The following is a 24,979-nucleotide window of genomic DNA, read 5'->3' as shown; positions in this document are numbered from 1 at the left end:
CGTGGGGGGGGGGGGGGGGGGGGGGGGGGGGGGGGGGGGGGGGGGGGGGGGGGGGGGCCCACGGGGGGGGGGACCCGGGGGCCCCCCCCCCCGGGGGGGGGCCCCCCGACGATCGACAGGAAGAGGGTCGGGAGGTCGCCGCGCCGGGCCCGCGCGTCCCGGTCCATCACCGCGAGGTCGGCGCCCACCATGGGCGCCAGGTCGGTCTTGTTGATCACGAGGAGGTCAGCGGACGTGACCCCGGGCCCGCCCTTGCGCGGCACCTTGTCCCCGCCTGCCACGTCGACCACGAAGATCTGCCGGTCGACCAGGCCCCGGCTGAACGTGGCGGTGAGGTTGTCGCCGCCGCTCTCCACCAGCACCAGGTCCAGCGGACCGAGCGCCTCGGCCAGTTCGTCCACGGCGTCGAGGTTGGCGCCGATGTCGTCGCGGATGGCGGTGTGGGGGCAGCAGCCGGTCTCCACGGCGCGGATCCGGGCCGGGTCCAGGACGCCGGCCCGCTTGAGGAAGTCGGCGTCCTCGGTGGTGTAGATGTCGTTGGTCACCACGCCGAGCCGCAACTCGTCGGCGAACGCCCGGCACAGGGCGGCCACCAGCGCGGTCTTACCGGACCCGACCGGCCCGCCGATGCCGACCCGCAGCGCTCGGCCCGAGGGTGCCAGCTGCGGGTGCGGGTCCACCCCCGGTTCGGGATGGGTGTGCGGAACGGTCTCGTCGTGCGGCGGCCCGGCAGCGGGTGCAGCGGCGGATACATCGGTCGGCTCAACAGCGTCAGGACGCAAAGAGACGCACCTCCCAGGTGGCGTGGACTTCGGCAGAGATGTCGGCGAGCGGGGCGGCGGCGGCCGGCAGCCGCTCCGGTGGATCGTCGGCGGCACGGGCCGCGTCGGCGGCGGTGCCGTCGCAGAGGTCGACGAGGCCGACCAGCAGGGCCTGGACCTGGTACGGGTCGAGGCCGAGCAGACGTACGCCGGCACTGGCCGCACCGGTCACCGTCCCGTACGCGGCGACCGTTGCGGTCTCGGTGCGGCTCAATCCGGCGGCGGCGCAGAGCAGCCCGAGCACCAGCGGCTGGTGCGCTCCCCCGGGTGTGGCGGGCAGGTCACCGAACGGCGCCTGCGGCCAGATGGCCCGTCCGGCGCGCAGCAGCGCCCGTCCCTGGCGGCGGGACACCGCGCGCAGCGCCGGGGCGGCGGTCCGGGCGTCCAGCTCCGCGTCGAGCCGGGCCAGGGCGTCCGACCGCGCGGCCGAATCGGCCGGCGCACGCGACCGCACGGCGGAATCGGCCGGCGCACGCGACCGGTCCGCGGAATCGGCCGGCGCACCCGACCGCCCGGCGGGATGGCCGCGTCCGACCGGCCGTGCGGTGGCCCGGGCTGGTTCGGTTGCGGTGCCGCAGGCGGGCAGCGCCACCCGGTGTGCCGCCGCCGCGAACGCCGCGCCGACCAGCCCGGCGGTGGTCAGCCGGCCGACCAGGAACGACTCCAACGAGGCCAGGTCGCTGACCCGGCCGGCGGCGACGGCCGCCTCCAGGCCGCCGGAGTGCGCGTGCGCGCCGGCCGGGAAGCGCCCGTCGGCCAGCAGCAGGAGCAGGCTCGACGTCGCCATCAGAACAGGAAGTACCGCTGGGCCATCGGCAGGTAAGGCACCGGGTCCGGCTCCACCACCTCACCGTCGATCCGCACGGTGAAGGTGTCCGGGTCCACCTCGATGTGCGGCATCGCGTTGTTCTCCGGCAGGTCGGCCTTGCCCCGGGACCGCACGTCGGCGACCGGCACGACCCGCCGCCGCACGTCCAGGCGCAGTCCGGCGTCCAGGGCCGCCGGCGCGACGAACGTCAGACTGGTGGCGGCCGCCGCGGCCCCGTACGCCCCGAACATCGGGCGCGGCAGCATCGGCTGCGGGGTGGGGATCGACGCGTTGGCGTCACCCATCTGGGCGTACGCGATCATGCCGCCCTTGAGCACGAGGTGCGGTCGTACGCCGAAGAACGCCGGGTCCCAGAGCACCAGGTCGGCGAGCTTGCCCGGCTCGACCGAGCCGATCTCCCGTTCCAGCCCGTTGGCCATCGCCGCGCAGATGGTGTACTTCGCCACGTACCGTCGCGCGCGGTGGTTGTCGGCCGCGCCGTCGCCCGGCAGCGTGCCCACCCGCTCCTTCATGACGTGGGCGCTCTGCCAGGTCCGCAGGATCACCTCACCCACCCGGCCCATCGCCTGCGCGTCGGAGCCGATGATGGAGATCGCGCCGAGGTCGTGCAGCAGGTCCTCGGCGGCCATGGTGGACGGTCGGATCCGGCTCTCGGCGAAGGCCAGGTCCTCCGGCACGGACGGGTTGAGATGGTGGCAGACCATCAGCATGTCCAGGTGCTCGGCGAGGGTGTTGCGGGTGTACGGGCGGGTCGGGTTGGTCGACGACGGCAGCACGTTCGGCTCGCTGGCGACCGTGATGATGTCCGGCGCGTGCCCGCCTCCCGCTCCCTCGGTGTGGTACGAGTGGATCGCCCGCCCGCCGATCGCGCGCAGCGTGTCGGCCACGAATCCGGCCTCGTTGAGGGTGTCGGTGTGGATCGACACCTGGACCCCGGAGGCGTCCGCCACCCGCAGGCAGGCGTCGATCGCCGCCGGGGTGGTGCCCCAGTCCTCGTGCAGCTTGAAACCGCCCGCGCCGGCCCGAAGCTGCTCCCACAGCGCCTCTTGCGAGACGGTGTTGCCCTTGCCGAGCAGCAGCACGTTGACCGGCAGCGTGTCCAGCGCCTCGTGCATCCGGGCCAGGTGCCAGGCGTTGGGCGTGACCGTCGTGGCCCGGGTGCCCTCGGCGGGGCCCGTGCCGCCGCCGACGAGCGTGGTGACGCCGCTGGCGAGCGCCTCGGTGACGATCTGCGGGCAGATGAAGTGCACGTGGGTGTCGACGGCGCCGGCGGTGAGGATCCGGCCGTTGCCGGCGATCACCTCGGTGGCCGGGCCGATGACCAGGTCGGGGTGGACGCCGGACATGGTGTCCGGGTTGCCGGCCCGGCCGAGGGCGACGATCCGCCCGTCGCGCAGCCCCACGTCGGCCTTGACCACACCCCAGTGGTCGAGCACGACGGCGCCGGTGATGACGGTGTCGAGGGCTCCTTCGGCGCGGGTGGCCCGCGACTGCCCCATCGACTCGCGGATCACCTTCCCACCGCCGAAGACGGCCTCGTCGCCGCCGACGCAGTGGTCGGTCTCCACCTCGATCAGCAGGCTCGTGTCGGCCAGCCGGATGCGGTCACCGGTGGTGGGCCCGTACAGGTCGATGTAGCGGTCCCGCCGCACGGCGCTCATCGCGCCGGCCCGTCGCTCGTCGGCGCCTCGCTCGTCGGCGCGTCTGTCGTCGGCGCGGGCGGGGACGCGTCGTCCAGCGGCCCGGCGCACTCCCCGCGCAGGCCCGGCACGACGCGCGCGCCGCCGAGCGGGACCAGGTCCACGCTGCGGCTCACGCCCGGCTCGAAACGGACCGAGGTGCCCGCCGGTACGGCAAGGCGCTGCCCCCAGGCCGCGACCCGGTCGAAGGTCAGGGCCGGGTTGGTCTCGGCGAAGTGGTAGTGCGAGCCCACCTGCACCGGCCGGTCGGCGGTGTTGACCACGACCAGGGTGGTCACCGGCCGGCCCGCGTTGATCTCGACCGGGTCGGCCGCCGGCAGGATCTCCCCCGGGATCACGGGATCGGGTGGTGCACCGTCACGAGCTTGGTGCCGTCCGGGAACGTCGCCTCCACCTGCACCTCCCTCAGCAGCTCGGGGATGCCGTCCTGGACGTCGTCGCGGCCGAGCACGCTCCGACCGGCCGACATGAGGTCGACCACCGACCGACCGTCGCGGGCGCCTTCGAGCAGAAAGGCGGTGATCATCGCGACGGCTTCGGGGTAGTTGAGGCGCAGGCCGCGTTCGCGGCGGCGGCGGGCGACATCGGCCGCGACGTGGACGAGCAGGCGGTCCTGCTCGTGCGGGCTGAGGAACACGGGACTCTCCGGTGGGGATCGGCGTGTCCGGCTCGCCGTCGGCCCCGTACGGAGCCGCGCCGGGCAGCAGTCACCCGGGGACGAGCTGGAGTCACACGACCGCCGGAACCACCGTCGACGGGGTGGCCCGGACTCCACCATCCCGGCCCGCGCGACGGGCATCCGGCGGTGTCCGGTCGGATGCGGACCGCACCGCCCACCGCTTGAGCAGACCGTAGAGGATTGTCACCGGCAGGGGCAACAGTCCGTTCGGGATCAGCGGTGACGCCGCGGCCCGTCGGATAGCCGACTCGCCCCCCGCACATGCTCGCGGTGTGCGGCGCCTGGCGCACGAGCGCGTCGATGGGATCATGACAGGGCGGGTCCGTCCCGTCGTCCCGCCCGCTCCCGCGCAGTCGCGCGACGTCCACAGTGGAGGCACGTGTTGGGAGAGTCGGCCACGCCGTCCGCAACGAGTGGCAGCGGCAGCGGCGATCACCGGATCCGGACGCTCGCCGTGATCGGCGTGGCGGCCAACGTCCTCGGTGTGGTGACCGCGGTGGAGAGCGTGCTGCGCCGGGACGTGCTGCTGTTCGTCCTCACCCTCACCGCGGTCCTGCTGCTCGCCGGGTTCTGGCTGTGGTATCGGCGGACCCGTCTCGCGGTCGCTCTGCTGGCGCTGGGCTGCCTGCTGCTCGGCGGTGTCGTGGCGACCCAGCTCAACCGCCAGTCGACGTCGCCGCCCACCGCCGGCTCCCCGACGGGGACGTCGGCCGCCGCGCCCCCGCCGGCCACCGACCCCGCCACGCCGTCCGCGGGGCAGGCCACCCCGACCACCGGGGGTACGACGGCGACGGACCCGGACGCGCCCCGCACCCTCGTGGACCGAAACGTCGTGCTGCCCCGCGCCGCCGCGGTCGACGTCGACCAGCCCGATCAGCAGGTCGTCGCGCACCACTCGAACGGTGCGACCGATGGGCTGGACCTGTACCACGACTGGGGGCAGGTGCGCTCGGACAACATCCAGGTCGCCAACGCGCCGAACGTGTACCCGTACTCCGGCGGCAACCCCGCCCAGGCGTACGCGGGCTGCGTCGCGTCGGCCACCGGGTCGGCGCGGGACTCGTTCACGGACGGCGCCGACTTCTGTTTCCGTACCTCCGAGGGGCGGTTGGGGTTCGCCACCATCACCACCACCCGGGCGGATCAGGCGTTCGTCGTCCACGTCGTGGTGTGGGACGCCACGGGGGCCTGACGCCGGGCTGTCGACAGGTACGCGTACTCATTCCCGCGCGAGTCATTGCGGGAGATGATCGCCCGATGACGGCGATGAGGCGTACGCACGCACTGTTCGGTGCGCTGTTCCTGGCGGTGGCCACGGTCGGGGTGTGGCTGCTCTGGCTGGGCTGGGACACCGGTTACACGGTCGACGCGCGGACCGGCGCGACCAGCGGCCCGTACGAGCCGTGGCAGGTGATCGGCTGCGTGCTGACGCTCGTGCTGCTGGCCGCCCTGGCCGCGTGGCGACTCAGCCCGTGGCTGGTGGCCCCCGTGATGACTGTCGCCTTCACCGCTGCCTGGTCACGCCAGGCCGCGTCGCGCGACGACAGCGGACTGTGGGTCGTCGGGGCGGTCCTGGTGCTGGTCGGGATGGCGGTGGGCAGTACGGCGGTGAGCCTCGCCGCACGCCGGGTCGCCCGTGGTCGGGCCGGCCGTTCCGACTAGGACGTGTCCTGTCGACCACGCACCGACTCGTCGGTTCAGTGCCGGTGGGTGAACGCGCGCCCGGCCACCGCGAACAACGACACGCTGATCGTGGCGACGAACACCCGCATCGTCGGGTCGAAGTTCAGCGCCGAGCCGAGGTCACGGGAGATGTGCACGCCGACGAAGGTCGGCACGGCGCTCCACACCGTGACCGCGAGCAGCAGCAGGGCGACGCTGGCGATGACGGCGGCGAGCAGGCACTGGCGCACGTACCGAGCGGACCGCCTGCCGCGTACCCACAGCCGGGCGATCGCCGACGTCGGTGGCCGACGCCAGCTCCCGTGCCGTACCCAGCTCTCCTCGTGGTCGTCGAGGGAGTAGCGGTTGACGATCGCCTGGATGAGCAGGTAGGTGCGCAGGAGCAGGTAGACCTTCGATGGAGCGCCGAACGCGCACCACCGTTGCAGCTCCCGGGTCTCGGCGCGGATCCGGCCGGCCCAGGCACGCAACTGCCGGTCGGTGACGTCGACACCCGTCCGGTTGACGCGGTGCCACGCGAACTCGAACGTGGTGGCGGCGCGGTCCAGGGCCTCCACGGCACGACGCCGGTCCTCTGTTGCCGGATTCAACTCGACCCAGTCGGCAAACTCCAGGAGAGCGGCGATCAGGGCCACGTCGGGAAGGGTCCAGTGGTCCCGCTCGATGCGCCACTCCCGCACGATCGGCCACAGCGCGACGAAGAGCAGCCCAGCACCCGCGAACGCGAGCCCTACCAGGACGTCGTACCAGCGAGTCCCGTGGATCGTCGGGACGGTCGACACCGCGACGCACGCCGCGGCCACGGCGCCGCCGACGACGGCCACGCCGCGACACTGGATGGCGAGGCGCGAGACGACCAGCGCGACGATGAACCCGAACAGCAGGCTCGTGGCGAAGGCCACCAGCCGGTGAGCCAATGGCCCACCGACGATGCCGAACGCCGCGACGGCGGCCACCACCGCGCCGAACAGGAGCGGTAGCAGTCCTGGCGTCCACAGTGAGCGCAGCGCGCAGTGCCGCCAGGCCAGTGCGAGCTCGGCGGCTCGTACCGTGGGGACCACCGACACTGGATCATCGTCGACGTGATCCCAGAATGTGTCGTAGCCGACGGCAAAACCGTGCAGCCTGTGCCCACGCTCCCTCTTGTGGTTGGACAGCGTCGTCGCGCTGATTTGTTCCCCTCGGGTGACCCACCACGGCACCGCATCCGGCTTGTCGGCGACATCTACCGCGTCGACCGGGTTGCCGGCGTCCGACCAATCGACGTCGGCCCGCGTGCTGTCAGGCTCTTCGTCACCGAACAGTAGGTCCTCATCAGCGGGTGGTTCAGACCACCGACGTTGATACGGCGGGCGTTCGTCCGCGACCTCGACCAGGTCGTCGTCGAACACGTCCGCCAGCCGCGACCGCGCGCGTCGCGGCAGCGGCGGGTCTACAGGTGCGGGCGCGTCGGCTGCCCATTCGTCCACGCGATCACCACCAGGTCGCGGATGTGCCTCCGTCTTAGCACGCCACGACAAGCCGACGATGCCCGCCGGGGCGCCCACAACCGCGGGTTGGCCGGTCAGCGGGCCGCCGCGGGCTCCGGCGCCGGGCGGGGTGTCGACGTCCCGGCGAAGGGGATGTCGACGGCGTCCGCCGGACCCGGCTGGCCGTCGGGGTGCCGCCACAGTCCGCGCTCGCGCAGGATCGGCAGGACGCCCTCGCCGAACCAGTACGCCTCCTCCAGGTGCGGATAGCCGGAGAGGATGAACTCGTCGATGCCGAGCGCGTGGTACTCGGCGATCCGGTCGGCGATCTCGCTGTGGCTGCCGACGAGCGCCGTGCCCGCCCCGCCCCGGACCAGTCCGACGCCGGCCCACAGGTTGGGTGAGACCTCCAGGCTGTCGCGGGAGCCGCCGTGCAGGTCGAGCATCCGGCGCTGCCCCTCGGACTCGCTGCGGCGCAGCCCGTCCTGCACGGCCCGGATGTCGGCCTCGGCGATGCCGTTGAGCAGGCGGCGGGCCTGTGCCCACGCCTCGTCGGCGGTGTCCCGGGCGATGACGTGCAGCCGGATGCCGAACCGCAGCTTCCGGCCGGCGTCGGCGGCCAGCGCCCGCACCCGGCCCAGTTTGTCGGCGACCTGGGCCGGCGGCTCGCCCCAGGTGAGGTAGACGTCGCTGTGGCGTACCGCCACCGGCAGGGCGGCGGCGGACGAGCCACCGAAGTAGACCGGCGGCGCCGGGTCGGGCAGCCGGTGCAGCCGCGCCTGCTCGACGCGCAGGTGCGTGCCGTGGTGGTCGACCGTCTCACCCCGCCACAACGCGCGGACGACGTGCAGGAACTCGTCGGCCCGCGCGTACCGGGCGTCCTTGTCCAGGAAGTCGCCGTACGCCCGCTGCTCCTGCGACTCGCCGCCGGTGACCACGTTGAGCAGCAGGCGGCCCCGGGACAGCCGCTGGAACGTCGAGGCCATCTGGGCGGCGAGGGTGGGTGAGGTCAGGCCGGGCCGGAAGGCCACCAGGAACCTGAGGCGTTCGGTGACCTCGGTGAGCATCGCCGTGGACAGCCAGGCGTCCTCGCACCACGCGCCGGTCGGGGTGAGCGCGCCGACGAAGCCGAGCTGCTCGGCGCTGCGGGCGATCTGCCCGAGGTACGCCACGCTGGCCGGGCGGGCGCCACCGGCGGCTCCGGTCGGTACGCCGTGGCCGCCGCCGACGATGTCGCGACTGTCGCCGTTGGTGGGCAGGAACCAGTGGAAGGTGAGGGTCATCGGGGCTCTTTCCTCCAGTGCGCGGCGGAGCGGGTGCGGGCGGCGCGCGCGGTGAGGCGGCACCTCCTGAGGGGTGGGACGATCCCGCCGACAGCCTACCCATAAAACCTATCGGGTTAGTAGGCTACCGCCCACGGTCACCCACGCCGGTCGATGCGGCCCGGCACACCTGCCCGACCCAAGGAGCCGCCATGCGCACCCCCTCGACGAGTCATCCCCCGCGTCGCCGTCTGCTGACGGCCGCGTTCACCGCCGTGGTCCTGCTCGCCACGGCCGGCGTGAGCGCCTGCGGCGGGCCCGCCGACGCCGGAGGCGACGCGGGCAAGCTACGGGTCGGCTACCAGCGCTTCGGAGGGCTCAGCCTGGTCAAGGCCCGCGGTGGCACCCCGGGCGTCGAGTGGTCGCTGTTCGAGAGCGGGCCGGCGCTCACCGAGGCGCTCAAGGCCGGCTCGATCGACATCGGACAGGTCGGCGAGGCGCCACCCGTCTTCGCCGCCGCCGGAAAGATCCCGTTCTCCATCATCGGCACCTCGGCGCCGATCCCGCAGGGCGAGGCGGTGCTGGTCAAGGCCGACAGCGGCTACCGCAGCTTCGCCGACCTCAAGGGCAGGACGATCGCCCTCAACAAGGGCTCCAACGTGCACTGGCTGCTGGTCCGGCTGCTGCAGGCCAACAAGATGACGTTGAACGACATCAAGGTCACGTACCTCAAGCCGGCCGAGGGGCGGCCCGCGTTCGACAGCGGGCAGGTCGACGCCTGGGTGATCTGGGACCCGTACTTCGCGCTGGCCGAGCAGCCGGGCGTCCGGGTGCTCGCCGACGCGACCGGCCTGGCGAGCAACCGCGAGTACGTGCTGGCCGCCCCCGACGCGGTCGCCCAGCGCTCGGACGACATCCGGGCGTTCCTGCAGCGCTACCGCGAGGTGACCGACTGGGGCATCGCGAACCCGCAGGAGCGGGCCAGCACGCTGGCGCCGGAGCTGAAGATCCCGCAGGACGTCACCAGCCGCGCCCTGGACCGCAGCGCCAAGCCGCTCGCCCCGATCACCCCGGCCATCGGCGACGAACTCCAGGCGATCACCGACAGCTTCATCGCGCTGGACCTCATACCGGGCCCGGTCGACATCAGGAGCCGGCTGGACGACCGCTTCAGCGCGGTGTTCCAGTGAGCCGTACACCTCTGCTGGAAACGCCGCCCGAGGCCGCGGCCGTCGCGCCGCCCGACCCCCGGCGCCCCCGGTCGACCCGGCGGTGGCGGCGGCTGGTCAGCCCGCTCGTGCTGGTGCTGGGCTGGGAACTGGCCGCCCGGACCGGGGTGCTGGCGCCGGAGAAGCTGCCCGCGCCGAGCGACGTGCTGGCCACCGGCTGGCGACTGTCCCGCGACGGAACGCTCGCCGTCCACCTCGTGGACTCCCTCACCCGGGCCGGAGCGGGGCTGCTCATCGGCGGCGTCCTGGCGCTGGTCCTGGGCACGGTGGCCGGGCTGCTGCGACTCGGCGACGACCTGGTCGACCCGCCGGTGCAGATGGCCCGGATGCTGCCGCACCTGGGCCTCGTGCCGCTGCTGATCATCTGGGTCGGCATCGGTGAGTCACTGAAGATCAGCCTGGTGGCCCTGGGCGCGTTCTTCCCCATCTACTTCAACACCTACGCCGGCATCCGGGACATCGACGATCGGTTGGTGGAGGCGGCCCGCGCCTGCGGGCTCGGGCAGGCCGCCCGGCTGCGCCACGTGGTGCTGCCCGGCGCGCTGCCGTCGCTCTTTCTCGGCCTGCGCCTCGCGATCGGGGCGGCCTGGCTCAGCCTCGTCGTCGGCGAGCAGGTCAACGCCCAGACCGGCATCGGCTTCCTGATGATGGAGGCGCGGGAGTTCAGCCAGACCGACGTCGTGGTCCTCGGCCTGCTCGTCTACGCGCTGCTCGGGCTGATATCCGACCTTGCCCTGCGCGTTGCGGAGAGGAGGATGTTGACATGGCGACGCGGACTGCGGGCCACCTGATCGGCGCGACCCCGGTGCTGACCGCCCACGCGATCCGCCGGTCCTTCGGGCCGACGGTCGTGCTGGCCGGGGTCGACCTGACCATCGCGCGGGGCGAGGTGGTGGCCCTGCTCGGCGGCAGCGGCTCGGGCAAGAGCACCCTCCTGCGCATCCTCGCCGGCCTGGACGGCGACGCCAGCGGCGACACCGTCGTACACGGCACCGCCGCCGTGGTCTTCCAGGAACACCGGCTGCTGCCCTGGAAGCGGGTGGCGGCCAACGTCGGGCTCGGCCTGTCCGGCCCGGACACCGCCGGTCGGATCGATCGGGCGTTGACCGAGGTCGGGCTGGCCGAGCGGCACCGGGCCTGGCCAGCCGAGCTGTCCGGCGGGCAGGCGCAGCGGGTGGCCGTCGCGCGCGCCCTGGTCCGCGAACCGGACCTGCTGCTACTCGACGAACCGTTCGGGGCCCTCGACGCGCTCACCCGGCTGCGGATGCAGATGCTGCTGCGCCGGCTGCGCGCCGAGCACGGCTTCGCCGCCCTACTGGTCACCCACGACGTGGAGGAGGCGCTCCTGCTGGCCGACCGGATCCTGCTCCTCGACGGCTGCCGCATCGCCGCGGAGTTGCCCGTCGACCTGACACCCACCCGTACGCCGGACGACCCGGGCTTCGGCGCGCTGCGCCGCCACCTGCTCGACCGACTCGGCGTTCCCACCACCTGAGGAAGCGGAGACCCGATGACCCGCTGGACCCCCGACCCCACCTTCTACCCGTCACCCCGCGAGGCGGCGACCGCTCCGGCGGAGAAGCTCGCCTACGTGGCGGCCTTCGACCGTACGGCCAGCCGCCCGGACGCCATCGCGGTGCTGGACACCGATCCCGACTCCCCCGACTACGGCCGGGTCGTCGGCTGGACCGACCTGCCGTACGTCGGCGACGAGGTGCACCACTTCGGGTGGAACGCGTGCAGCAGCGCGCTCTGCCCGACCGCCCCGCACCCGCACGTCGAGCGGCGCTACCTGATCGTGCCCGGCCTGCGCTCGTCGCGGATCCACGTTCTCGACACGCAGCCCGACCCGCGCCAGCCGCAGGTCGTCAAGGTGATCGGGCCGGAGGAGCTGGCGAAGCGGGCCGGCTACTCCCGGCCGCACACCGTGCACTGCGGCCCGGACGGCATCTACCTCTCGGCTCTCGGCGGCGCGGACGGCGCGGAGGGTCCGGGTGGCATCGCCATCCTGGACCACACCACGTTCGACGTCCGCGGGGCGTGGGAGGCCGACCGGGGGCCGCAGTTCCTGGCGTACGACGTGTGGTGGCACCTCACCCAGGACGTGCTCGTCACCAGCGAGTGGGGCACCCCGTCCATGATCGAGGACGGGATCATCGGTGAGCTGCTGCTGGGCCGGCGCTACGGCCATGCCATCCACTTCTGGGACCTCGCGAAACGCCGGCACGTGCAGCGGGTCGACCTGGGTGATCAGTACCAGATGCCGCTGGAGCTGCGCCCGGCGCACGATCCGACGAAGTCGTACGGCTTCGTCGGGGTGGTGATCAGCGTCGAGGACCTGTCCGCCTCGGTCTGGCTGTGGCACCGCGACGGGGACTCCTGGGCGGTCACCAAGGTGATCGACATCCCGGCCGAGCCGGCCGACCCGGCGGATCTGCCCGACCTGCTCAAGCCGTTCGGCGCGGTGCCGCCGCTGGTGACCGACATCGACCTGTCGGTGGACGACCGGTTCCTCTACGTCTCCTGCTGGGGCACGGGTGAGCTGCGCCAGTACGACGTCACCGACCCGCTGCACCCGGTGCAGACGGGCTCGGTGCACCTCGGCGGGATCGTCCGCCGGACCGCGCACCCGTCCGCACCGGACGAGGCGTTGGCCGGTGGGCCGCAGATGGTGGAGGTGAGCCGGGACGGGCGGCGGGTGTACGTCAGCAACTCGCTCTACGGCGCGTGGGACGACCAGTTCTATCCCGACGGGGTGGGCGCCTGGCTGGCCAAGCTCGACGTCGACGTCGAGGGCGGCGGGCTCACACCCGACGAGCGGTTCTTCCCGCACGGCGAGGAGTTCCGAGGGCTGCGGGTGCACCAGACCCGGTTGCAGGGCGGGGACGCGTCCTCCGACTCGTACTGCTTCCCGTGACCCTCGGGACCCTGGCGACGCTGGCGGCGCTCGGCGCGTTCCACGGTCTGAACCCGGCGATGGGGTGGCTGTTCGCGGTGGCCCGGGGCCTGCAGGAGCGCAGCCGGGCGGCGCTGCTGCGCGCCCTGCCGCCGATCGCGGCGGGGCATCTCGCCTCGGTGGCGATCGTCGCCGCCCTGGTCACCGCGACCAGGTCGGTGACGGCGAGCACGGCCCTGGCGGTGGTCGGCGGCCTGCTGCTGGTCGGCTTCGGGTTGTGGCGGCTACTTTCCGAGCGGCACTTTCGCTGGGCGGGGATGCGGCTGTCCGCGGCACAGCTCGCCGGGTGGTCGTTCCTCATGTCGTCGGCGCACGGCGCGGGGCTGATGCTGCTGCCGGTGCTGGTCGCCGAGCCGGTGCCCGGAGGTCACTCCGGGCACCTGGCCGCCGCGCCGGTCGGTGCGCTGCCCGGGTTGGCCGCGGCGGGCGTGCACACCGTGGCGATGCTCGGCACCGCCCTGGTCGTGGCGATGCTGGTCTACCAGGTGCTCGGGGTCGGGGTGCTGCGTCGGGCGTGGTTCAACGTCGATCGGCTCTGGGCCGGCGTGCTGGTGGCCGCCGGGCTGGTCACCCTGCTGCGGGCGTAGACCGCCCACCGTGGACGGTCGGGATCTGTGATCTCATGTCGCCATGGTCACTCCGACTCCCCTCATGCAGCTGGTGGCCGGTGTGTGGGGGTTCAAGACCCTCGCGGCCGGCGTCGACCTCGGTCTGTTCACCCGGCTCGCCGGTGGGCGGACGATGACCGTCGAGCAGGCCGCGGCCGAGTTCGGGCTGCCGGACCGGCCGGCGGACCTGCTGCTCGCCGCGTGCGCCTCGCTCGGCCTGTTGGAGAAGGCCGGCGACGGCTACCGCAACTCCGAGTTGGCCGAGCAGTTCCTGGTCGAGGGCCGCCCCTACTATTTCGGCGCCCAGATCCGCTACTCCGACCTGCGCACCTACCTGCCGTGGCACCGCATCGGCGAGGCGCTGCGCACCGATCGACCGTTGACCTGGGACCCCGAGTCTCAACAGTCCATGTTCGACACCGCCGACCCGGAGATGCTGGCGCAGTTCTGGGACGCGATGTATTCGACGTCGAGCTTCACGGCGACCGCGCTGGCCGACGCGTACGACTTCTCCGCGTACCGTCGACTGCTCGACGTGGGCGGCGGGGCCGGCGCGTTCCCGATCGAGTTCTGCCGCCGCCTGCCCGAGCTGCGGGCGACCGTCCTGGACCTGCCGCACGTCTGCGTACGGGCGCGGGAGCGGATAGCGGAGGCCGGTCTGACCGGTCGGATCGACGCGGTGCCCGGCGACTTCCTCGCCGATCCCGCGTTGCCGGGTGGGCACGACGTCATCCTGCTCAGCATGATCCTGCATGACTGGGACGAGCCGACGAACCGGGCGCTGCTGGCCCGCTGTCACGCGGCGCTGCCGCCCGGCGGCGCCATCGTCGTCTGCGAGCTGCTGCTCAACGACGAGCGCACCGGGCCACCGGAGGCGGCTCTGATGGGCATGAACATGTTGGTCGAGACCGAGGGCGGCCGGAACTACTCGGCCGCCGAGTACGGCGCGTGGCTCAGCGACGCCGGGTTCGTCGACGTCCGTACCGTGCCGTTCGACGCTCCCGGCGCCAACGGCGCGGTCGTGGCCCGCCGGCCCTGAACAGCCGACGGCACCCGACCCCGGAGAGGGTCGGGTGCCGCAGCGTCATCGTGACGCTGGTGTCCGATCGGCTACCGGTACGGGTCAGGCGTTAGCCATGGCGGGCTGCTTCATGAAGTCCATGATCGCCTTGTTGACCTCGTCGGCGTGCGTCCACGGGATGCCGTGCGGCGCGCCCTGGAGCGTGACGAGCGTGCCGGTCGGCATCATCGGGCCGAGCCGCTGGCCGGTCACCGGGTAGGGCAGCACCCGGTCCTGGTCACCCTGCACTATCAACACCGGAATATCGATCTTCGGTAGGTCCTGTCGGAAGTCCTCCTGCCAGGCGTTCACACTGTCGTGGGTGGCCTTGCCGGAGGCCATCGCGCCGATCTGCCAGTGCGCCCGGTACGCCTCCTCGCTGACCCGCTTGCCCATGTTCTGGTCCGGGTTGAAGAACGCGTCGCAGAACGACGTCAGGTAGGCGAAGCGGTCCTTCATGATGGCGTCCTGGAAACCCTTGAAGAGGTTCCGGTCGACGCCCTCCGGGTTGTCGTCGGCCTTGGCCAACATCGGCTGCAGCGGGCTCAGCAGCACGGCCTTGCTGACCCGCTGGGAGCCGTAGTTGCCCAGGTAGCGGACGACCTCACCGGTGCCCATCGAGTGACCCACCAGGGTGACGTCGCGCAGGTCCAACTCGGTCATCAGCACGTCGAGGTCCGCGGCGAACGTGTTGTAGTCGTAGCCGAAGGCCGCCTGCGCCGAGTTGCCGTAACCGCGTCGATCGTAAGTGATCGTCCGGTATCCGGCGTTGAGCAGCGCGCTGGTCTCCTTCTCCCACGTTGCCCCGTTGAACGGGAAGCCGTGGATCAGCACCACGGGCTGACCGGATCCGTGGTCCTCGTAGTACAGGTCGATGGGTGCGGAGTTTTCCGTCCCCACGGTAACGAAAGGCATGTTTTTCTCCTGCTCCGGTTTGGGCTGTCGGACGCCCCGCGCTTTCCCGTCGAGTCGCCGGATATGCGGCCGACCGTCGTCGCCCAGGTCAGCCGCCCGCGGCTCCGGGCGACCGAGCCCGGCATCGACATTTATCAACCTCTTCGGTAGGGTCGCCGGTAGGAAAGTTTCGGCGTACGGGAGGTGGGCATGCTTCGAAGAAATCTCGCGGCGCTGGCCGTCGGAGCGGCCGTGGCCGCCCTGGGCGCCACGCCGGCCCAGGCCGACCCGGTGGTGCCACGGCACGCCATCGTGGTCTGCCAGAGCGCCAGCTTCTACGCCAACTACGACTCCGCCGGCGGCCCCACCGGCCTGAAGCGCACGCTCGGCTACGGAAACAAGATCGGCCACACCCCGGGCGCGCATCCGGTCTACAACGGGTGGGCGGCCTCCTTCGACTTCGGCCCGAACGACTGGGGTTACCTGCGCGCCGAGTGCATCGGCGGGTACGACTCATGGTGAGGACCCGGGTGATAGCTGGCCTGCTGGCCGGGATCGTCGCCGCGACCCTCGCCGCGCCGGCCCCGGCGCAGGCCGCCAACGGCACGATCGGTCAGCGGGAGACGGTGTGCGCGAGCGACCTGTTCGTCCGCACGCAGCCCAACGGCGCCTGGATGGGCACCCTCTACCAGGGTCAGACGTTCCTGGTCGAAGGTCCCCGCAGCGGCGGCTACGTCTACGGCTTCGCCTACGGGTACATCAACCGGCGCGGCTGGGTGCAGGACGGCTGGTTCTGCTGAGCGGTCGGCCGGCGACGCGACCGGATCGGAGTGCCCCGATCCGGCCGCGGCGGCCTAGCCTCGAACGGTGAGCCCTTCGCCCCGGCTGCGAGCCGTCAGCGACCTGCACATCAGCTATGCGGAGAACCGCGCGTTCGTCCAGGAGCTACGGCCGGACCACCCGGGAGACTGGCTGCTCGTCGCCGGTGACGTGGCCGAGCGGTTCGCCGACATCGAGTGGGCTCTCGGCCTGCTGAGCAGCCGGTTCGCCACGGTGGTCTGGGCGCCCGGCAACCACGAGCTGTGGACGCCACCCGGCGACCCAGTGCACCTGCGCGGCGAGACCCGCTACCGCGAGCTGGTCGAGCTGTGCCGACGGCTGGGAGTCGTCACGCCCGAAGACCCCTACCCGGTGTGGAACGGCGACGGCGGGCCCGCCACCATCGCCCCGCTATTCGTGCTCTACGACTACACGTTCCGGGTGCCCCAGGCCCGTACCAAACAGGAGTCCCTCGACCTGGCCTACGCGGCCGGCGTGGTCTGCACGGACGAGGCGCTGCTGCACCCCGACCCGTACCCGAGCCGCGAGGCCTGGTGCGACGCCCGCGTCACCGAGACCGAGCGCCGCCTCACCGAGCGCGACCCGGACCTGCCGACCGTGCTGGTCAACCACTACCCGCTGGTGCGCGAACCCACCGACGTCCTGTGGTTCCCGGAGTTCGCCCAATGGTGCGGCACCGTCCGCACCCGCGACTGGCACCTGCGCTTCGGCGCGTCCACGATGGTCTACGGGCACCTGCACATCCCGCGGACTACCTTCTACGACGGCGTGCGGTTCGAGGAGGTCTCGCTGGGCTACCCGCGCGAGTGGCGGCGACGCGGCCCGGTCCCCGACCCGGTCCGCACCATCAACCCCGCCGACGACGTGCGCCGGCGCGAGTCCGTCAGCGGGTGAGGCCAACCAACGTCGCCAGTCGCGCCACGCCGGCCGGCGCCGGCTGCGCCCGAGCGACATCGGCGATGAGAGTACGCGCCAACGGCCGCCACCGAACCTCAGCCGGCGCGACACTGTCCGCGTCGACCAGGGCGCGTGCCGCCCCGCGCAGGTCACCGGTGTGGAGGTACGCCCGTGCGACGTCGAGCAGGTAGGCGCCCCGATACTCGGCCGGCAACCGCCGCCAGCCCTCGCCCTAGCCCTCGGCCTCGCCCTCGTGATCATGTGGTTTGCCGGCAGTTTGATCTCCGCGAGTCTCGCCAACCTCATGATCACTCACGAGGGATGCCGGTCGGGGGACACGGTGGGCGGCTGTCAGGGTCGCCGAAAGGGCCAGCTGTCAGGGCCCGACGCGCGCAGCGCCTAACCCACAGCGATTGCTCGCCGTCGCCGCGAGCAGCGGGTCGTCGCCGGCAGCGCCGATCGCCCGGGCGACGGCCAGCCGGGCGAGATCGGCCTCGTCGACCTTACTGGCGGCTTGGCTGTTCAACTGCACTCCGTTCATGAAGCAGAAGCGAGATCTTGGACAGTTTCCGTTCGTCCTGAACGGAAACTGTCCAAGATCTCACCAGGGCGCACTCCCGCCAGCGGCGAGATAGAACGCACGGCCTCCTAGGCTCCGTGTCGAGAAACGAGCCCATCACGAGCTGGTGGTGGCGCTGATGACGTGAGGCTTCGGCAGCAGACGGCGTAACCCCACACGGCGCACCGGCCCGCTCGCCTGCCGCTGACCAACTCGGAGATCTGATCAGAGCGGGTGGTGCCTGACGCGAGAACCCGCCGGCATTAGCCGATCGGCCGGACCGCCGACCCGACACGCTGGGACTCGACAGGGAAACAGAAGTGTTCCGTACCTGCCTTCGACGTCGGCAGGTACAGAACAGTGAAGTTCCGACTGGACCTCGGTCAGTCGAGGCCTTCGACGATGCGGAAGTCGCGCTCGACGCCGTCGGAGAGGGCGACAAGCGCCTACTGGTAGGCCGCACTCTCGTGCACCGCGACGGCCTGCTCGAAGCTGTCGAACTCGACCAGGACGGTGCGCTCGGCGATTCCGGCGTCATGCGCCACGACCCGACCGCCACGGACGAGGGTCCGACCGCCCCCGGCCTTGACGGCCGGACCGGCCAGCTTGTTGTAGGCAGCCAGCTTCTCAGGGTCTGAATTGGTGCGGTAGACGCTGACCCAGTAGCCCTTGGGCATGGAACCTCCAGTGTTGGGATGAGTGCATCAGCCACGCGAACGGCAGCGGCAGCGGCAGCACGGTGAGCGCGCTGCCGGCGACGACGACAGCCATGGTGGTCACCACCTGACGAGTTCGGCCAGTGCCGCGCTGGTGGCTTCGTCGGCTGGGAGGAATGCTTCCAGCCGGAGCTCGGCGATGGTGACGTCGGTGGCGGTGCCGAAATGGGTGAGCGTGGTGATGAGCCGCAGCTCCCGGATATCCGGGCCGCTCGTGCGCAGGTGCAGTGGTACGGCGAACCCGAGGTGGTGTGGCGGGAGTTGCCGTGGCCGCGGGGGCGCTAGGTCGACGAGTTCCTCGGCGAGGCGTTGGAGCCGGTCGCTCGGGTTGCGGACGCTTTCGGCCTGGACGCTGTCGATGATGTGCCAGGCCCATTCGTCGAGGTTGACGATGCGGGGTGCGAGACCGCAGGGGTGCAGCAGGACTCGGGGGACGCTCACGGGTGGGATGAGCAGGTGTGGGTCCACTCCGCGGGTGATCATCTCAAAGCCCGCGTTGGCGGAGATGAGGTCGCCGTGCCGGTCGACGATCACGGCCGGGTACGGCAGGTGGCCGTGCAGGACACGTTCGAGGGCGGTGCGGACCGGTGCCAGTTGAGGGTCGTCCAGTTTGCGCTGCGGGTACGCAGGCGCGAATCCGGCGGCGAGGAGCAGTTCGTTGCGTTCGCGGATCGGCACCTCCAGCGATTCGGCCAGCCGTATGATCATCGCCCGGCCGGGGGTTGAGCGTCCGCTTTCGATGAAGCTGACATGCCGTTGCGTGGTGCCGGCCCGCACCGCCAGTTCGAGTTGGCTGACGCGTCGTCGGGTGCGCCATGTGCGCAAGGCACCCGGGAGTCCGCCACTCACGGATTCGGTGATCATTTTTCCTGTGTACCGGGTGCCGCGCCGGCTGGCGATTCCCCCCGGGGAATTGTCGCGGCACGTCCGGCGCAGAACAGTCGTGGTCGCAACGATCATCCACGACCGAAGGATCACTATGGCTGACGTCGACCTGAAGAACCTCACCGACCGCTACGTCGCGGTGTGGAGCGAACCCGACCCGGAACGTCGCCGCGCCGCCGTTCGCGAGCTCTGGTCCACCGATGGGGTCCATGTCCTGCAGCCGCCTCAGGAAATGCGACAGGCCGCCGAGGGCCTGGGGTTCGACCGTCTCGTCTTGGAGGCGCGCGGGCATGACGAGCTGGAGGTGCGGGTGACGCGCGCGTACGAGGAGTTCATCGCACCAGGCACCTTCGTGTTCTGCTCCCGCGGGGATGCCGAGCGGCTCCACGACGTGGTCAAGTTTCGCTGGGAGATGGTGCCTCGCGACGGTGGCGACGTGGCCGGTGTCGGGCTGGAGATCCTCGTGCTCGGCGCGGACGGGCGCATCGTCAGCGACTACCAGTTCATCGAGGGCTGACCGCGATGACTGCGACGCTGCCCCCGTCCGTGCGCAGCTACCACGTCAACAGCGGTGAGGGCATCGACGGCCTGAAGCTGCGCACCCACCAAGCGCGCACGCCAGGTACCGGCGAGGTCGCGGTCGCGGTCCACGCCGTCTCGCTCAGCTACCGCGAACTGCTGGTGCTGCGGGGGCAGTACGTGCTGCCGGTCAAACCGGACGTCATCCCCGTCAGCGACGGCGCCGGGCAGGTCATCGCCGTGGGGCCAGGTGTCCAGCGGGTACGACCGGGTGACCGGGTCACCGCCGCGCTGTTCCCGCAATGGCTGGACGGCCCCCTGATACCGTCATACCTGCCCCAATTGGGAGGCTCCCTCGACGGCATGCTCACCGAACTAGCCGTCCTTCCGGAGCAAGCCCTCGTCCCGGTCCCCGAACACCTCTCCTACGCCGAAGCCGCGACGCTGCCGTGCGCTGCCGTCACCGCGTGGAACGCGTTGACCGGGGACGGTCCTGGGACCCAGCCCGGGCACACGGTGCTCACCACCGGTTCGGGCGGCGTATCACTGTTCGCGCTACAACTGGCCAAGCTTCTCGGCGCGAAAGTGATCGCCACGACCGGCCAGGCAGAAAAGGAGCAGCGCCTTCGTGACCTGGGCGCTGACGAGGTCGTCAACTATCGCGCCGTTCCCGACTGGCACAACGCGGTCCGCGACATCACCGACGGGCGAGGGGTCGACCGGGTCGTCGACACTGCCGGAGCACTGGAGCAGTCGCTGAAGTCGCTTGCCATCAACGGGCACGTCGCGTTCGTAGGGTCCCTCTCCGGTGACTGGCCACCCCTCGACCCTCGCCTGCTGTTCGGTGTCGCCGCGACGGTTCGGGCGTTGGCAGTCGGAAGTCACGCCCAGTTCACCAAGCTGAACGAGATCATCACCGCGCACCAGCTTCGACCTGTCACCGACCGAGCCTTCCCGTTCGAGGAAGCCGGCGCAGCGTTCCGGTACTACGAGTCGGCAGACCCGTTCGGAAAGGTCATCGTCAAAATCCGATAACCGCGTGTGTGGCGGCGAAACCCGCCACGCTCGTGGGGTGGGTGGCGGCCGCCGGTCGGCGTGCGACGTGGCCCGGTCCCGAACCCGGTGCGCACCATCAACCCCGCCGACGCCGTCCGCCGACGCACGTCCATCACCGGGTAAGCCCAACAAGCGTCGCCAGTCGCGCCACGCCGGCCGGCGCCGGCTTGGCACGGGCAACATCGGCGATGAGAGTACGCGCCAGTGGCCGCCCCCGAACCTCAGCCGGCGCGACACTGTCCGCGTCAACCAACGCCCGCGCCGCCCCGCGCGAGTCACCGGCGTGCAGGTGGATCCGAGCGGCGTCGAGCAGGTAGGCACCCCGATACTCGGCCGGCAGCCGCCGCCACACCTCCCGCCGAACGACGCTCACATGCCGTGTCAGTGCGCCGTCGGTGTCACCCCGTTGCGCTGCGAGGAGCACTCGCGCCATCTCCACGGTGACCGTCCCGAAGCTGGTGCCGCCCGGGTCGTCGTACCCCCTCAGATCGGCAGCAAGACCCGCGGCCCGGTCGATCAGCTCGGTGGCGCGGCGGTGCTCGCCGCAGCCGGCGGCAGCGAGCGCGGCCTGGACCAGCAGCGTCCCACCCACCGCCCACGCTCGACGGTCGCCCCGGCGCTCTCCCCCGCCCTCGCTCTCGCCCCGGTGATCAAGAGGTTTGCGTCGACTTTGATCTCCAAATGTCCCGCAAACCTCTTGATCACCGAGGTGGAGCGCCGATGGAAGAGTTCGGTTGGCGGCCGTGAGGGTCGCCGACAGGGCCAGGCGGTCCCGGCCCGACGCGCGCAGCGCCTGGGCCACCGCGACTGCTGCTGTCGCCGCGAGGACTGGGTCGTCTTGGGCAGCGCCCATCGCCCGGTCGGCGGCCAGCCAGGCGAGGTCGGCCTCGTCGAGCTTGACCAGCAGCAAAGCGGTGATCCGGTACGCCTGCGCCAGCAGGTCCGGCGACCGCGCGCCCTGGGCGGCGTCGAGCAGGTTCGGCACCACCCGCACCAACTGCGGGTAGTGCGCGTGCTGGTAGGTCAACCAGGCATGCCCGACCTGCCGCCTCAGCTCGTGCATGTGTGGTGGGGTCGGCGGGGTGTCGTAGCGGGCGAGCGCGGCCCGGATGTCGTCCACTCCGGTCGGGGTGCTCGTCGGGGTGCTGGGCGGCTGGCCGAGCAGCACCTCTGGACCAACCCGCAGGACGCGGGAGAGCTCTTGGATCACCGAGTACCGATCGAGGGGGCGGACGCCGCGCTCGATCTTGTCGACCCAGCTTTTGGACCTGCGTAGGCGATCGGCAAGCATCTGCTGCGTCATCGAACGCCGCACCCGCCAACCGGCCACACGTCGGCCGATGGGGAGGTCATCGCTGCTCACGCCGCCACCGCCGGTCCGGGACCGCGCGGGTCGTGTCGTCGACGGGTACGCGCTCCGCCTCGGCCTGAGCCAGAATGCGCTGCTTGGCAGCCTCCCGCTCGGCCGACTCAGCCTGTTGACCCTTGCTCATGGGCTCGTCGCCTCGCATAGCCACCTCCATCAGGCCATCGGCGCGGCGGTCACGTTGGCTCGTCGCGTCCTATCTGGATGGCATGTGTTGTGAGTTCAGGCTCTGCGAATTCGTGATGACGACTTCACCGCGAGTCACGGACGAGTGGGGACGTCCTTGTTAGGGTGAGTCGTCCCCGATGCCGTCCCCAAGCCCAGTGAGCAGGAGACGCGATGCCGAACGATCGTCTTCGCAACGGGATGCTCAAGCAGGGCCTGACGGCATCGGCGCTGGCCGAGAGGGTCGGTGTCGACCCGAAGACCGTCGAGCGGTGGGTGACCCAGGCTCGCATCCCTTATCCGCGCTATCGCCACTCCATCGCCGAACTACTCGGCGAGAGTGAGTCGTATCTCTGGCCGGGCGCGCTACCGACGCAGCGAGCCGTGCAGATCAGCCAGTCAGAACTGGTCCACATCTATCCACGTCGCGGAGCCGTTCCCACCGACCTCTGGCAGCGCCTTCTGGAGCAGGCCACCCGGCAGGTTGGCGTCCTGGTCTACGGGGGACTGTTCCTGCCCGAGTTCAACCACCGATGGATCGCGACCCTGCGCGAGAAGGCGTTGGCAGGAGCGCAGGTGGAGCTGCTGTTCGGCGACCCGGAGGGCGTGCACATCGCCGAGCGTGGAGACGCCGAGGGCATCGGGGCAGCCATGTCCAACAAGATCCTGAACGCGTTGTCCTTCTACAAGGAGCTTCGGGCTTTGGACAACGTCGGGATCTACTTCCACGACACCATCCTCTACAACTCGATCTACCGCTTCGACGACGAGATGCTGGTCAACACGCATCTCTACGGCACACCAGCCGCGTACTCACCGGTGCTGCACCTGCGGCGTCTTGGCGGCGGGGACCTTTTCGACAGCTACGTAGCGAGCTTCAACCGGGTACTCGGGCAGAAGCGGGCTGTGTGGCCTGAACACTGACAGGGTGGAGGCATGGCGCGGATCGAGCACTTCGACAATCCCAACGCTCCCAAGCCGAACAGGATCGTCGTAGCAGTGACCGTCTTCGTTCAGGACGGACAGGGCCGGGTGCTGCTCATCCAGCGGACCGACAACGGCCTCTGGGCACTGCCGGGCGGTGCTCAGGACTTCGGCGAGTACATTGCCGAGACAGCCGTGCGGGAGACGCGCGAGGAGACCGGTATCGAGGTTGAAGTGGCCGAGATCGTCGGGATCTACTCCGACCCCAGGCACCTAGTGGAGTACAGCGACGGCGAGGTACGGCAGCAGTTCTCGATCTGCTTCCGCGCCCAGTACCTCTCCGGCGGCCCGACGACCAGCGATGAGTCCTCGTCCGTGGTGTGGGTGGCCCGCGACCAACTGGACCGGCTTTCGATGCACCCTTCGATGCGGCTCAGGGTCGACCACGGATTCCAGCGGCTTCCGGTCCCCTACATCGGCTGAGCCGACAGGCGACGCTGGGTCCTGCGTACGGCGTCTCGAAGCATCGGCTCGGCTTTCTGCCAGAACCACGTCACGACATCGTCCGGCCCGTAGCGCTGCCGAATCTCCGCCAGCCTCTCATCGACGGTGAGATCCTGGCCGTCCGGGCCAGTCGTCATGTCCGCGTACCAGAGAGCGTCCGAGGTCGCCGTCTCTTCGCGCGGGAACTCATTGGCTAGAGCCTGTCCCAGACCGCGCTCGTCTGCTTCGTAGACAGCGCAGGAGTGGTGGGCGACCAGAGCAGCGACACGGTCTCCGAAGCCATGACTCCGAAGCCATCGCGCACCGTCAAGCGCGTGGAAACCCGTGTCGGCGACGTCGGGGGCATACCCGATGTCGTGCAGCCAAGCAGCCGTCGTTAGCAACTCCGCATCATCTCCGACCAGGCGCGCAAGCCCTTCCGCCTTCGCCGCCACTGCCTTCACATGAAGCCAGCGACGGGGTAGGGCATCTTGCAGATGACGCTGCGATGTTGTCTCTGCTAACCGCGAGAACGGACTCACGCAGGAAGTCTAGAACCCTGGCCGACCTCTACCCGTCCGCTAGCGTCACGGAGGTGACCTGGACGGGTGCCCGCCACCTGGTACGCCAGCCTGGCATCCTTCTACGCCGCCGCCGCCGCGGCGGCGTTCATCACCGACCCGGCCGGCAACGTGCTACTCGTCAAGCCCACCTACCGTGACCACTGGGCCTTCCCCGGCGGCTACGTCGACGAGGGCGAGTACCCGCACGACGCCTGCGCCCGCGAGATCCGAGAGGAACTGGGGATTCGGTGGTGGTGGGTGATTTTCTCGTAGTCGACTGGGCGCCGCCCTCCGGGCAGCGGCCACGAGCGATCGTCAGCTTCACGTTCGACTCCGGATCTATCCCCAACCTCGACGGTCTCGTCCTAGCGGGACAGGAGTTGGAGGACGCTGCCTTCTTCGCGCCCCGACAGGCCGAGCAGCATCTTCCGGACAGGGTCGCCACACGGGTTCGTGCGGCGATGAGCGCCTATGACCTACACGCTCCCCTTCATCTTGCTGGCGGCTCGGTCGTGCCGCCGTCCTCCGTTTTTGGAGCGGAACACAGAGCAGGGCCTCGGTCACGGAACGGGTGAGCACCCCATGATCATCTAGCCGGAGGTGTCACACATGATCTGACGTTGATCCATAACGAACCAACTGAGGCTCGATGCCGATCGACAGCGAACGTAATCCGACGCGTACCCCCGCTCCTCGCTCTGCGACGGCCGGTTGATGAGCAACTGGGCTTGACCCGTTTCGACGGACAGGGTCGATGTGTTGATCTTAGTCAGGCTGCCTGGGCCGCTGGTAGGAGGTGCGAACCGGTGGATTCGA

30 protein-coding genes and 1 pseudogene (1 of these 31 cut by a window edge) are annotated in these 24,979 nt (G+C 70.9%); 16 read left to right on the top strand and 15 right to left on the bottom strand.

The genetic code is table 11. The features are described from left to right. The 5 genes in view from ureG to ACFYPR_RS21470 are tightly spaced (each overlapping or abutting the next) and all read right to left on the bottom strand, a layout consistent with a single transcriptional unit that may run on beyond the window. Nucleotides 1-782: the 5' portion of an urease accessory protein UreG gene (gene ureG / locus ACFYPR_RS21490; RefSeq protein ID WP_387261947.1), read on the bottom strand. 106 nt of this gene lie to the left of the window's left edge; only the first 782 of its 888 coding nucleotides appear in the window; it begins with the start codon at nt 780-782; its stop codon lies off the left edge, out of view. Next, complete coding sequence (locus tag ACFYPR_RS21485; RefSeq protein ID WP_387261945.1) at nt 772-1,608, bottom strand: urease accessory protein UreF; 837 nt, start codon at nt 1,606-1,608, stop codon at nt 772-774. Before ACFYPR_RS21485 ends, ureG begins: the two co-directional genes overlap by 11 nt. Then, nucleotides 1,608-3,311 (bottom strand): urease subunit alpha, encoded by a 1,704-nt coding sequence (locus tag ACFYPR_RS21480; protein WP_387261942.1) that lies wholly within the window; start codon nt 3,309-3,311, stop codon nt 1,608-1,610. The genes ACFYPR_RS21485 and ACFYPR_RS21480 overlap by 1 nt, the downstream gene beginning before the upstream one ends. Next, nucleotides 3,308-3,688: an urease subunit beta gene (locus ACFYPR_RS21475; protein WP_387261939.1), complete on the bottom strand. Its 381-nt coding sequence runs from the start codon at nt 3,686-3,688 to the stop codon at nt 3,308-3,310. Before ACFYPR_RS21475 ends, ACFYPR_RS21480 begins: the two co-directional genes overlap by 4 nt. After that, nucleotides 3,685-3,987: an urease subunit gamma gene (locus ACFYPR_RS21470; RefSeq protein WP_354860532.1), complete on the bottom strand. Its 303-nt coding sequence runs from the start codon at nt 3,985-3,987 to the stop codon at nt 3,685-3,687. The genes ACFYPR_RS21475 and ACFYPR_RS21470 overlap by 4 nt, the downstream gene beginning before the upstream one ends. A 421-nt stretch (nt 3,988-4,408) precedes the next feature. Between ACFYPR_RS21470 and ACFYPR_RS21465 the strand changes: the two genes are divergently transcribed. Continuing rightward, nucleotides 4,409-5,221, top strand: coding sequence for a hypothetical protein (locus ACFYPR_RS21465; protein WP_354860533.1), 813 nt, complete (start codon nt 4,409-4,411; stop codon nt 5,219-5,221). Between the two features lie 65 nt (nt 5,222-5,286). Further along, nucleotides 5,287-5,691, top strand: coding sequence for a hypothetical protein (locus ACFYPR_RS21460; RefSeq protein ID WP_354860535.1), 405 nt, complete (start codon nt 5,287-5,289; stop codon nt 5,689-5,691). Nucleotides 5,692-5,726: 35 nt separating this feature from the next. Here ACFYPR_RS21460 and ACFYPR_RS21455 read toward each other — a convergent pair whose 3' ends face one another. Together ACFYPR_RS21455 and ACFYPR_RS21450 are read right to left on the bottom strand one after the other, a co-directional pair. Beyond that, on the bottom strand, nt 5,727-7,181 hold the full coding sequence (locus ACFYPR_RS21455; RefSeq protein WP_387261936.1) for a hypothetical protein: 1,455 nt from the start codon (nt 7,179-7,181) through the stop codon (nt 5,727-5,729). Nucleotides 7,182-7,276: 95 nt separating this feature from the next. Then, a complete protein-coding gene (locus ACFYPR_RS21450) occupies nt 7,277-8,464 on the bottom strand; it encodes an LLM class flavin-dependent oxidoreductase (protein ID WP_387261933.1) in 1,188 nt (395 codons plus the stop codon). 191 nt (nt 8,465-8,655) lie between these two features. On the opposite strand from ACFYPR_RS21450, the gene ACFYPR_RS21445 reads away from it, so the two are divergent. The 6 genes from ACFYPR_RS21445 to ACFYPR_RS21420 are packed head-to-tail and all read left to right on the top strand — an operon-like array spanning nt 8,656 to nt 14,275. Then, entirely contained in the window at nt 8,656-9,633 is a 978-nt protein-coding gene (locus tag ACFYPR_RS21445) for an aliphatic sulfonate ABC transporter substrate-binding protein (RefSeq protein ID WP_387261930.1), read from the top strand. Then, entirely contained in the window at nt 9,630-10,463 is an 834-nt protein-coding gene (locus ACFYPR_RS21440) for an ABC transporter permease (RefSeq protein ID WP_387261927.1), read from the top strand. Before ACFYPR_RS21445 ends, ACFYPR_RS21440 begins: the two co-directional genes overlap by 4 nt. Then, entirely contained in the window at nt 10,436-11,167 is a 732-nt protein-coding gene (locus tag ACFYPR_RS21435) for an ABC transporter ATP-binding protein (protein ID WP_387261926.1), read from the top strand. The genes ACFYPR_RS21440 and ACFYPR_RS21435 overlap by 28 nt, the downstream gene beginning before the upstream one ends. Nucleotides 11,168-11,182: 15 nt before the next feature. Next, nucleotides 11,183-12,589 (top strand): selenium-binding family protein, encoded by a 1,407-nt coding sequence (locus tag ACFYPR_RS21430; protein WP_387261924.1) that lies wholly within the window; start codon nt 11,183-11,185, stop codon nt 12,587-12,589. Beyond that, nucleotides 12,586-13,215 carry a hypothetical protein gene (locus tag ACFYPR_RS21425; RefSeq protein ID WP_387261922.1) on the top strand — a complete coding sequence of 210 codons (630 nt, stop codon included), beginning with the start codon at nt 12,586-12,588 and terminating at the stop codon, nt 13,213-13,215. Before ACFYPR_RS21430 ends, ACFYPR_RS21425 begins: the two co-directional genes overlap by 4 nt. Nucleotides 13,216-13,258: 43 nt before the next feature. Then, nucleotides 13,259-14,275, top strand: a complete 1,017-nt coding sequence (locus ACFYPR_RS21420) for a methyltransferase (RefSeq protein ID WP_354860548.1) — start codon at nt 13,259-13,261, stop codon at nt 14,273-14,275. Nucleotides 14,276-14,359: 84 nt separating this feature from the next. Here the strand turns inward: ACFYPR_RS21420 and ACFYPR_RS21415 are convergent, their stop codons facing one another. Further along, nucleotides 14,360-15,211, bottom strand: a complete 852-nt coding sequence (locus ACFYPR_RS21415) for an alpha/beta hydrolase (RefSeq protein WP_354860549.1) — start codon at nt 15,209-15,211, stop codon at nt 14,360-14,362. Nucleotides 15,212-15,400: 189 nt separating this feature from the next. Here ACFYPR_RS21415 and ACFYPR_RS21410 point away from each other — a divergent pair, with 189 nt between their 5' ends. From ACFYPR_RS21410 to ACFYPR_RS21400, 3 genes are all read left to right on the top strand, one after another. Beyond that, nucleotides 15,401-15,712, top strand: coding sequence for a hypothetical protein (locus ACFYPR_RS21410; protein WP_354860551.1), 312 nt, complete (start codon nt 15,401-15,403; stop codon nt 15,710-15,712). Beyond that, on the top strand, nt 15,706-15,990 hold the full coding sequence (locus ACFYPR_RS21405) for a hypothetical protein (RefSeq protein WP_387261918.1): 285 nt from the start codon (nt 15,706-15,708) through the stop codon (nt 15,988-15,990). The genes ACFYPR_RS21410 and ACFYPR_RS21405 overlap by 7 nt, the downstream gene beginning before the upstream one ends. Before the next feature lie 67 nt (nt 15,991-16,057). Continuing rightward, nucleotides 16,058-16,924, top strand: coding sequence for a metallophosphoesterase family protein (locus ACFYPR_RS21400; protein ID WP_387261915.1), 867 nt, complete (start codon nt 16,058-16,060; stop codon nt 16,922-16,924). Here the strand turns inward: ACFYPR_RS21400 and ACFYPR_RS21395 are convergent. The 4 genes and pseudogenes from ACFYPR_RS21395 to ACFYPR_RS21380 form a co-directional block, all read right to left on the bottom strand. Next, nucleotides 16,914-17,141 carry a hypothetical protein gene (locus ACFYPR_RS21395; protein ID WP_387261912.1) on the bottom strand — a complete coding sequence of 76 codons (228 nt, stop codon included), beginning with the start codon at nt 17,139-17,141 and terminating at the stop codon, nt 16,914-16,916. The two genes, ACFYPR_RS21400 and ACFYPR_RS21395, sit on opposite strands and share 11 nt — an antisense overlap. A gap of 162 nt (nt 17,142-17,303) precedes the next feature. Next, nucleotides 17,304-17,468, bottom strand: coding sequence for a hypothetical protein (locus ACFYPR_RS21390; RefSeq protein ID WP_387261910.1), 165 nt, complete (start codon nt 17,466-17,468; stop codon nt 17,304-17,306). A 401-nt stretch (nt 17,469-17,869) separates the two neighbouring features. Further along, a pseudogene (locus ACFYPR_RS21385) lies at nt 17,870-18,163 on the bottom strand (DUF1330 domain-containing protein). Between the two features lie 99 nt (nt 18,164-18,262). Next, nucleotides 18,263-19,066 (bottom strand): helix-turn-helix domain-containing protein, encoded by an 804-nt coding sequence (locus ACFYPR_RS21380; protein WP_387262447.1) that lies wholly within the window; start codon nt 19,064-19,066, stop codon nt 18,263-18,265. 115 nt (nt 19,067-19,181) lie between these two features. Here ACFYPR_RS21380 and ACFYPR_RS21375 point away from each other — a divergent pair, with 115 nt between their 5' ends. After that, nucleotides 19,182-19,604, top strand: a complete 423-nt coding sequence (locus ACFYPR_RS21375; RefSeq protein WP_387261909.1) for a hypothetical protein — start codon at nt 19,182-19,184, stop codon at nt 19,602-19,604. A 5-nt stretch (nt 19,605-19,609) separates the two neighbouring features. After that, on the top strand, nt 19,610-20,641 hold the full coding sequence (locus tag ACFYPR_RS21370; protein WP_387261906.1) for an NAD(P)-dependent alcohol dehydrogenase: 1,032 nt from the start codon (nt 19,610-19,612) through the stop codon (nt 20,639-20,641). Nucleotides 20,642-20,774: 133 nt separating this feature from the next. Here ACFYPR_RS21370 and ACFYPR_RS21365 read toward each other — a convergent pair whose 3' ends face one another. Then, entirely contained in the window at nt 20,775-21,992 is a 1,218-nt protein-coding gene (locus ACFYPR_RS21365; RefSeq protein ID WP_387262444.1) for a helix-turn-helix domain-containing protein, read from the bottom strand. Nucleotides 21,993-22,011: 19 nt separating this feature from the next. Then, on the bottom strand, nt 22,012-22,173 hold the full coding sequence (locus tag ACFYPR_RS21360) for a hypothetical protein (protein WP_387261903.1): 162 nt from the start codon (nt 22,171-22,173) through the stop codon (nt 22,012-22,014). 194 nt (nt 22,174-22,367) lie between these two features. Here ACFYPR_RS21360 and ACFYPR_RS21355 point away from each other — a divergent pair, with 194 nt between their 5' ends. Continuing rightward, nucleotides 22,368-23,117 (top strand): helix-turn-helix domain-containing protein, encoded by a 750-nt coding sequence (locus tag ACFYPR_RS21355; protein ID WP_387261900.1) that lies wholly within the window; start codon nt 22,368-22,370, stop codon nt 23,115-23,117. Between the two features lie 12 nt (nt 23,118-23,129). Then, nucleotides 23,130-23,600, top strand: a complete 471-nt coding sequence (locus ACFYPR_RS21350) for an NUDIX hydrolase (protein WP_387261897.1) — start codon at nt 23,130-23,132, stop codon at nt 23,598-23,600. On the opposite strand, the gene ACFYPR_RS21345 is transcribed toward ACFYPR_RS21350, so the two are convergent. Continuing rightward, entirely contained in the window at nt 23,588-24,142 is a 555-nt protein-coding gene (locus ACFYPR_RS21345) for an HDIG domain-containing metalloprotein (RefSeq protein ID WP_387261895.1), read from the bottom strand. The two genes, ACFYPR_RS21350 and ACFYPR_RS21345, sit on opposite strands and share 13 nt — an antisense overlap. Before the next feature lie 66 nt (nt 24,143-24,208). On the opposite strand from ACFYPR_RS21345, the gene ACFYPR_RS21340 reads away from it, so the two are divergent. After that, on the top strand, nt 24,209-24,436 hold the full coding sequence (locus ACFYPR_RS21340) for an NUDIX domain-containing protein (RefSeq protein WP_387261892.1): 228 nt from the start codon (nt 24,209-24,211) through the stop codon (nt 24,434-24,436). Nucleotides 24,437-24,979 lie beyond the last annotated feature (543 nt).

It is taken from the genome of Micromonospora sp. NPDC005254 (assembly GCF_042872525.1).
GTDB lineage: Bacteria > Actinomycetota > Actinomycetes > Mycobacteriales > Micromonosporaceae > Micromonospora.
Note: the sequence above shows the minus strand (reverse complement) of the source record. Positions and strands in the feature narration are given on the sequence as shown.

Bases quoted from the DNA above. Each gene is read 5' to 3' on its own strand.
- ACFYPR_RS21445 (WP_387261930.1), top strand. From the start codon at position 8,656: ATGCGCACCCCCTCGACGAGTCATCCCCCGCGTCGCCGTCTGCTGACG.
- ACFYPR_RS21435 (WP_387261926.1), top strand. From the start codon at position 10,436: ATGGCGACGCGGACTGCGGGCCACCTGATCGGCGCGACCCCGGTGCTG.
- ACFYPR_RS21450 (WP_387261933.1), bottom strand. From the start codon at position 8,464: ATGACCCTCACCTTCCACTGGTTCCTGCCCACCAACGGCGACAGTCGC.
- ACFYPR_RS21430 (WP_387261924.1), top strand. From the start codon at position 11,183: ATGACCCGCTGGACCCCCGACCCCACCTTCTACCCGTCACCCCGCGAG.
- ACFYPR_RS21420 (WP_354860548.1), top strand. From the start codon at position 13,259: ATGGTCACTCCGACTCCCCTCATGCAGCTGGTGGCCGGTGTGTGGGGG.
- ACFYPR_RS21350 (WP_387261897.1), top strand. From the start codon at position 23,130: ATGGCGCGGATCGAGCACTTCGACAATCCCAACGCTCCCAAGCCGAAC.
- ACFYPR_RS21390 (WP_387261910.1), bottom strand. From the start codon at position 17,468: ATGAACGGAGTGCAGTTGAACAGCCAAGCCGCCAGTAAGGTCGACGAG.
- ACFYPR_RS21380 (WP_387262447.1), bottom strand. From the start codon at position 19,066: ATGATCACCGAATCCGTGAGTGGCGGACTCCCGGGTGCCTTGCGCACA.
- ACFYPR_RS21405 (WP_387261918.1), top strand. From the start codon at position 15,706: ATGGTGAGGACCCGGGTGATAGCTGGCCTGCTGGCCGGGATCGTCGCC.
- ACFYPR_RS21460 (WP_354860535.1), top strand. From the start codon at position 5,287: ATGACGGCGATGAGGCGTACGCACGCACTGTTCGGTGCGCTGTTCCTG.
- ACFYPR_RS21410 (WP_354860551.1), top strand. From the start codon at position 15,401: ATGCTTCGAAGAAATCTCGCGGCGCTGGCCGTCGGAGCGGCCGTGGCC.
- ACFYPR_RS21485 (WP_387261945.1), bottom strand. From the start codon at position 1,608: ATGGCGACGTCGAGCCTGCTCCTGCTGCTGGCCGACGGGCGCTTCCCG.
- ACFYPR_RS21360 (WP_387261903.1), bottom strand. From the start codon at position 22,173: ATGCGAGGCGACGAGCCCATGAGCAAGGGTCAACAGGCTGAGTCGGCC.
- ACFYPR_RS21355 (WP_387261900.1), top strand. From the start codon at position 22,368: ATGCCGAACGATCGTCTTCGCAACGGGATGCTCAAGCAGGGCCTGACG.
- ACFYPR_RS21480 (WP_387261942.1), bottom strand. From the start codon at position 3,311: ATGAGCGCCGTGCGGCGGGACCGCTACATCGACCTGTACGGGCCCACC.
- ACFYPR_RS21375 (WP_387261909.1), top strand. From the start codon at position 19,182: ATGGCTGACGTCGACCTGAAGAACCTCACCGACCGCTACGTCGCGGTG.
- ACFYPR_RS21415 (WP_354860549.1), bottom strand. From the start codon at position 15,211: ATGCCTTTCGTTACCGTGGGGACGGAAAACTCCGCACCCATCGACCTG.
- ACFYPR_RS21370 (WP_387261906.1), top strand. From the start codon at position 19,610: ATGACTGCGACGCTGCCCCCGTCCGTGCGCAGCTACCACGTCAACAGC.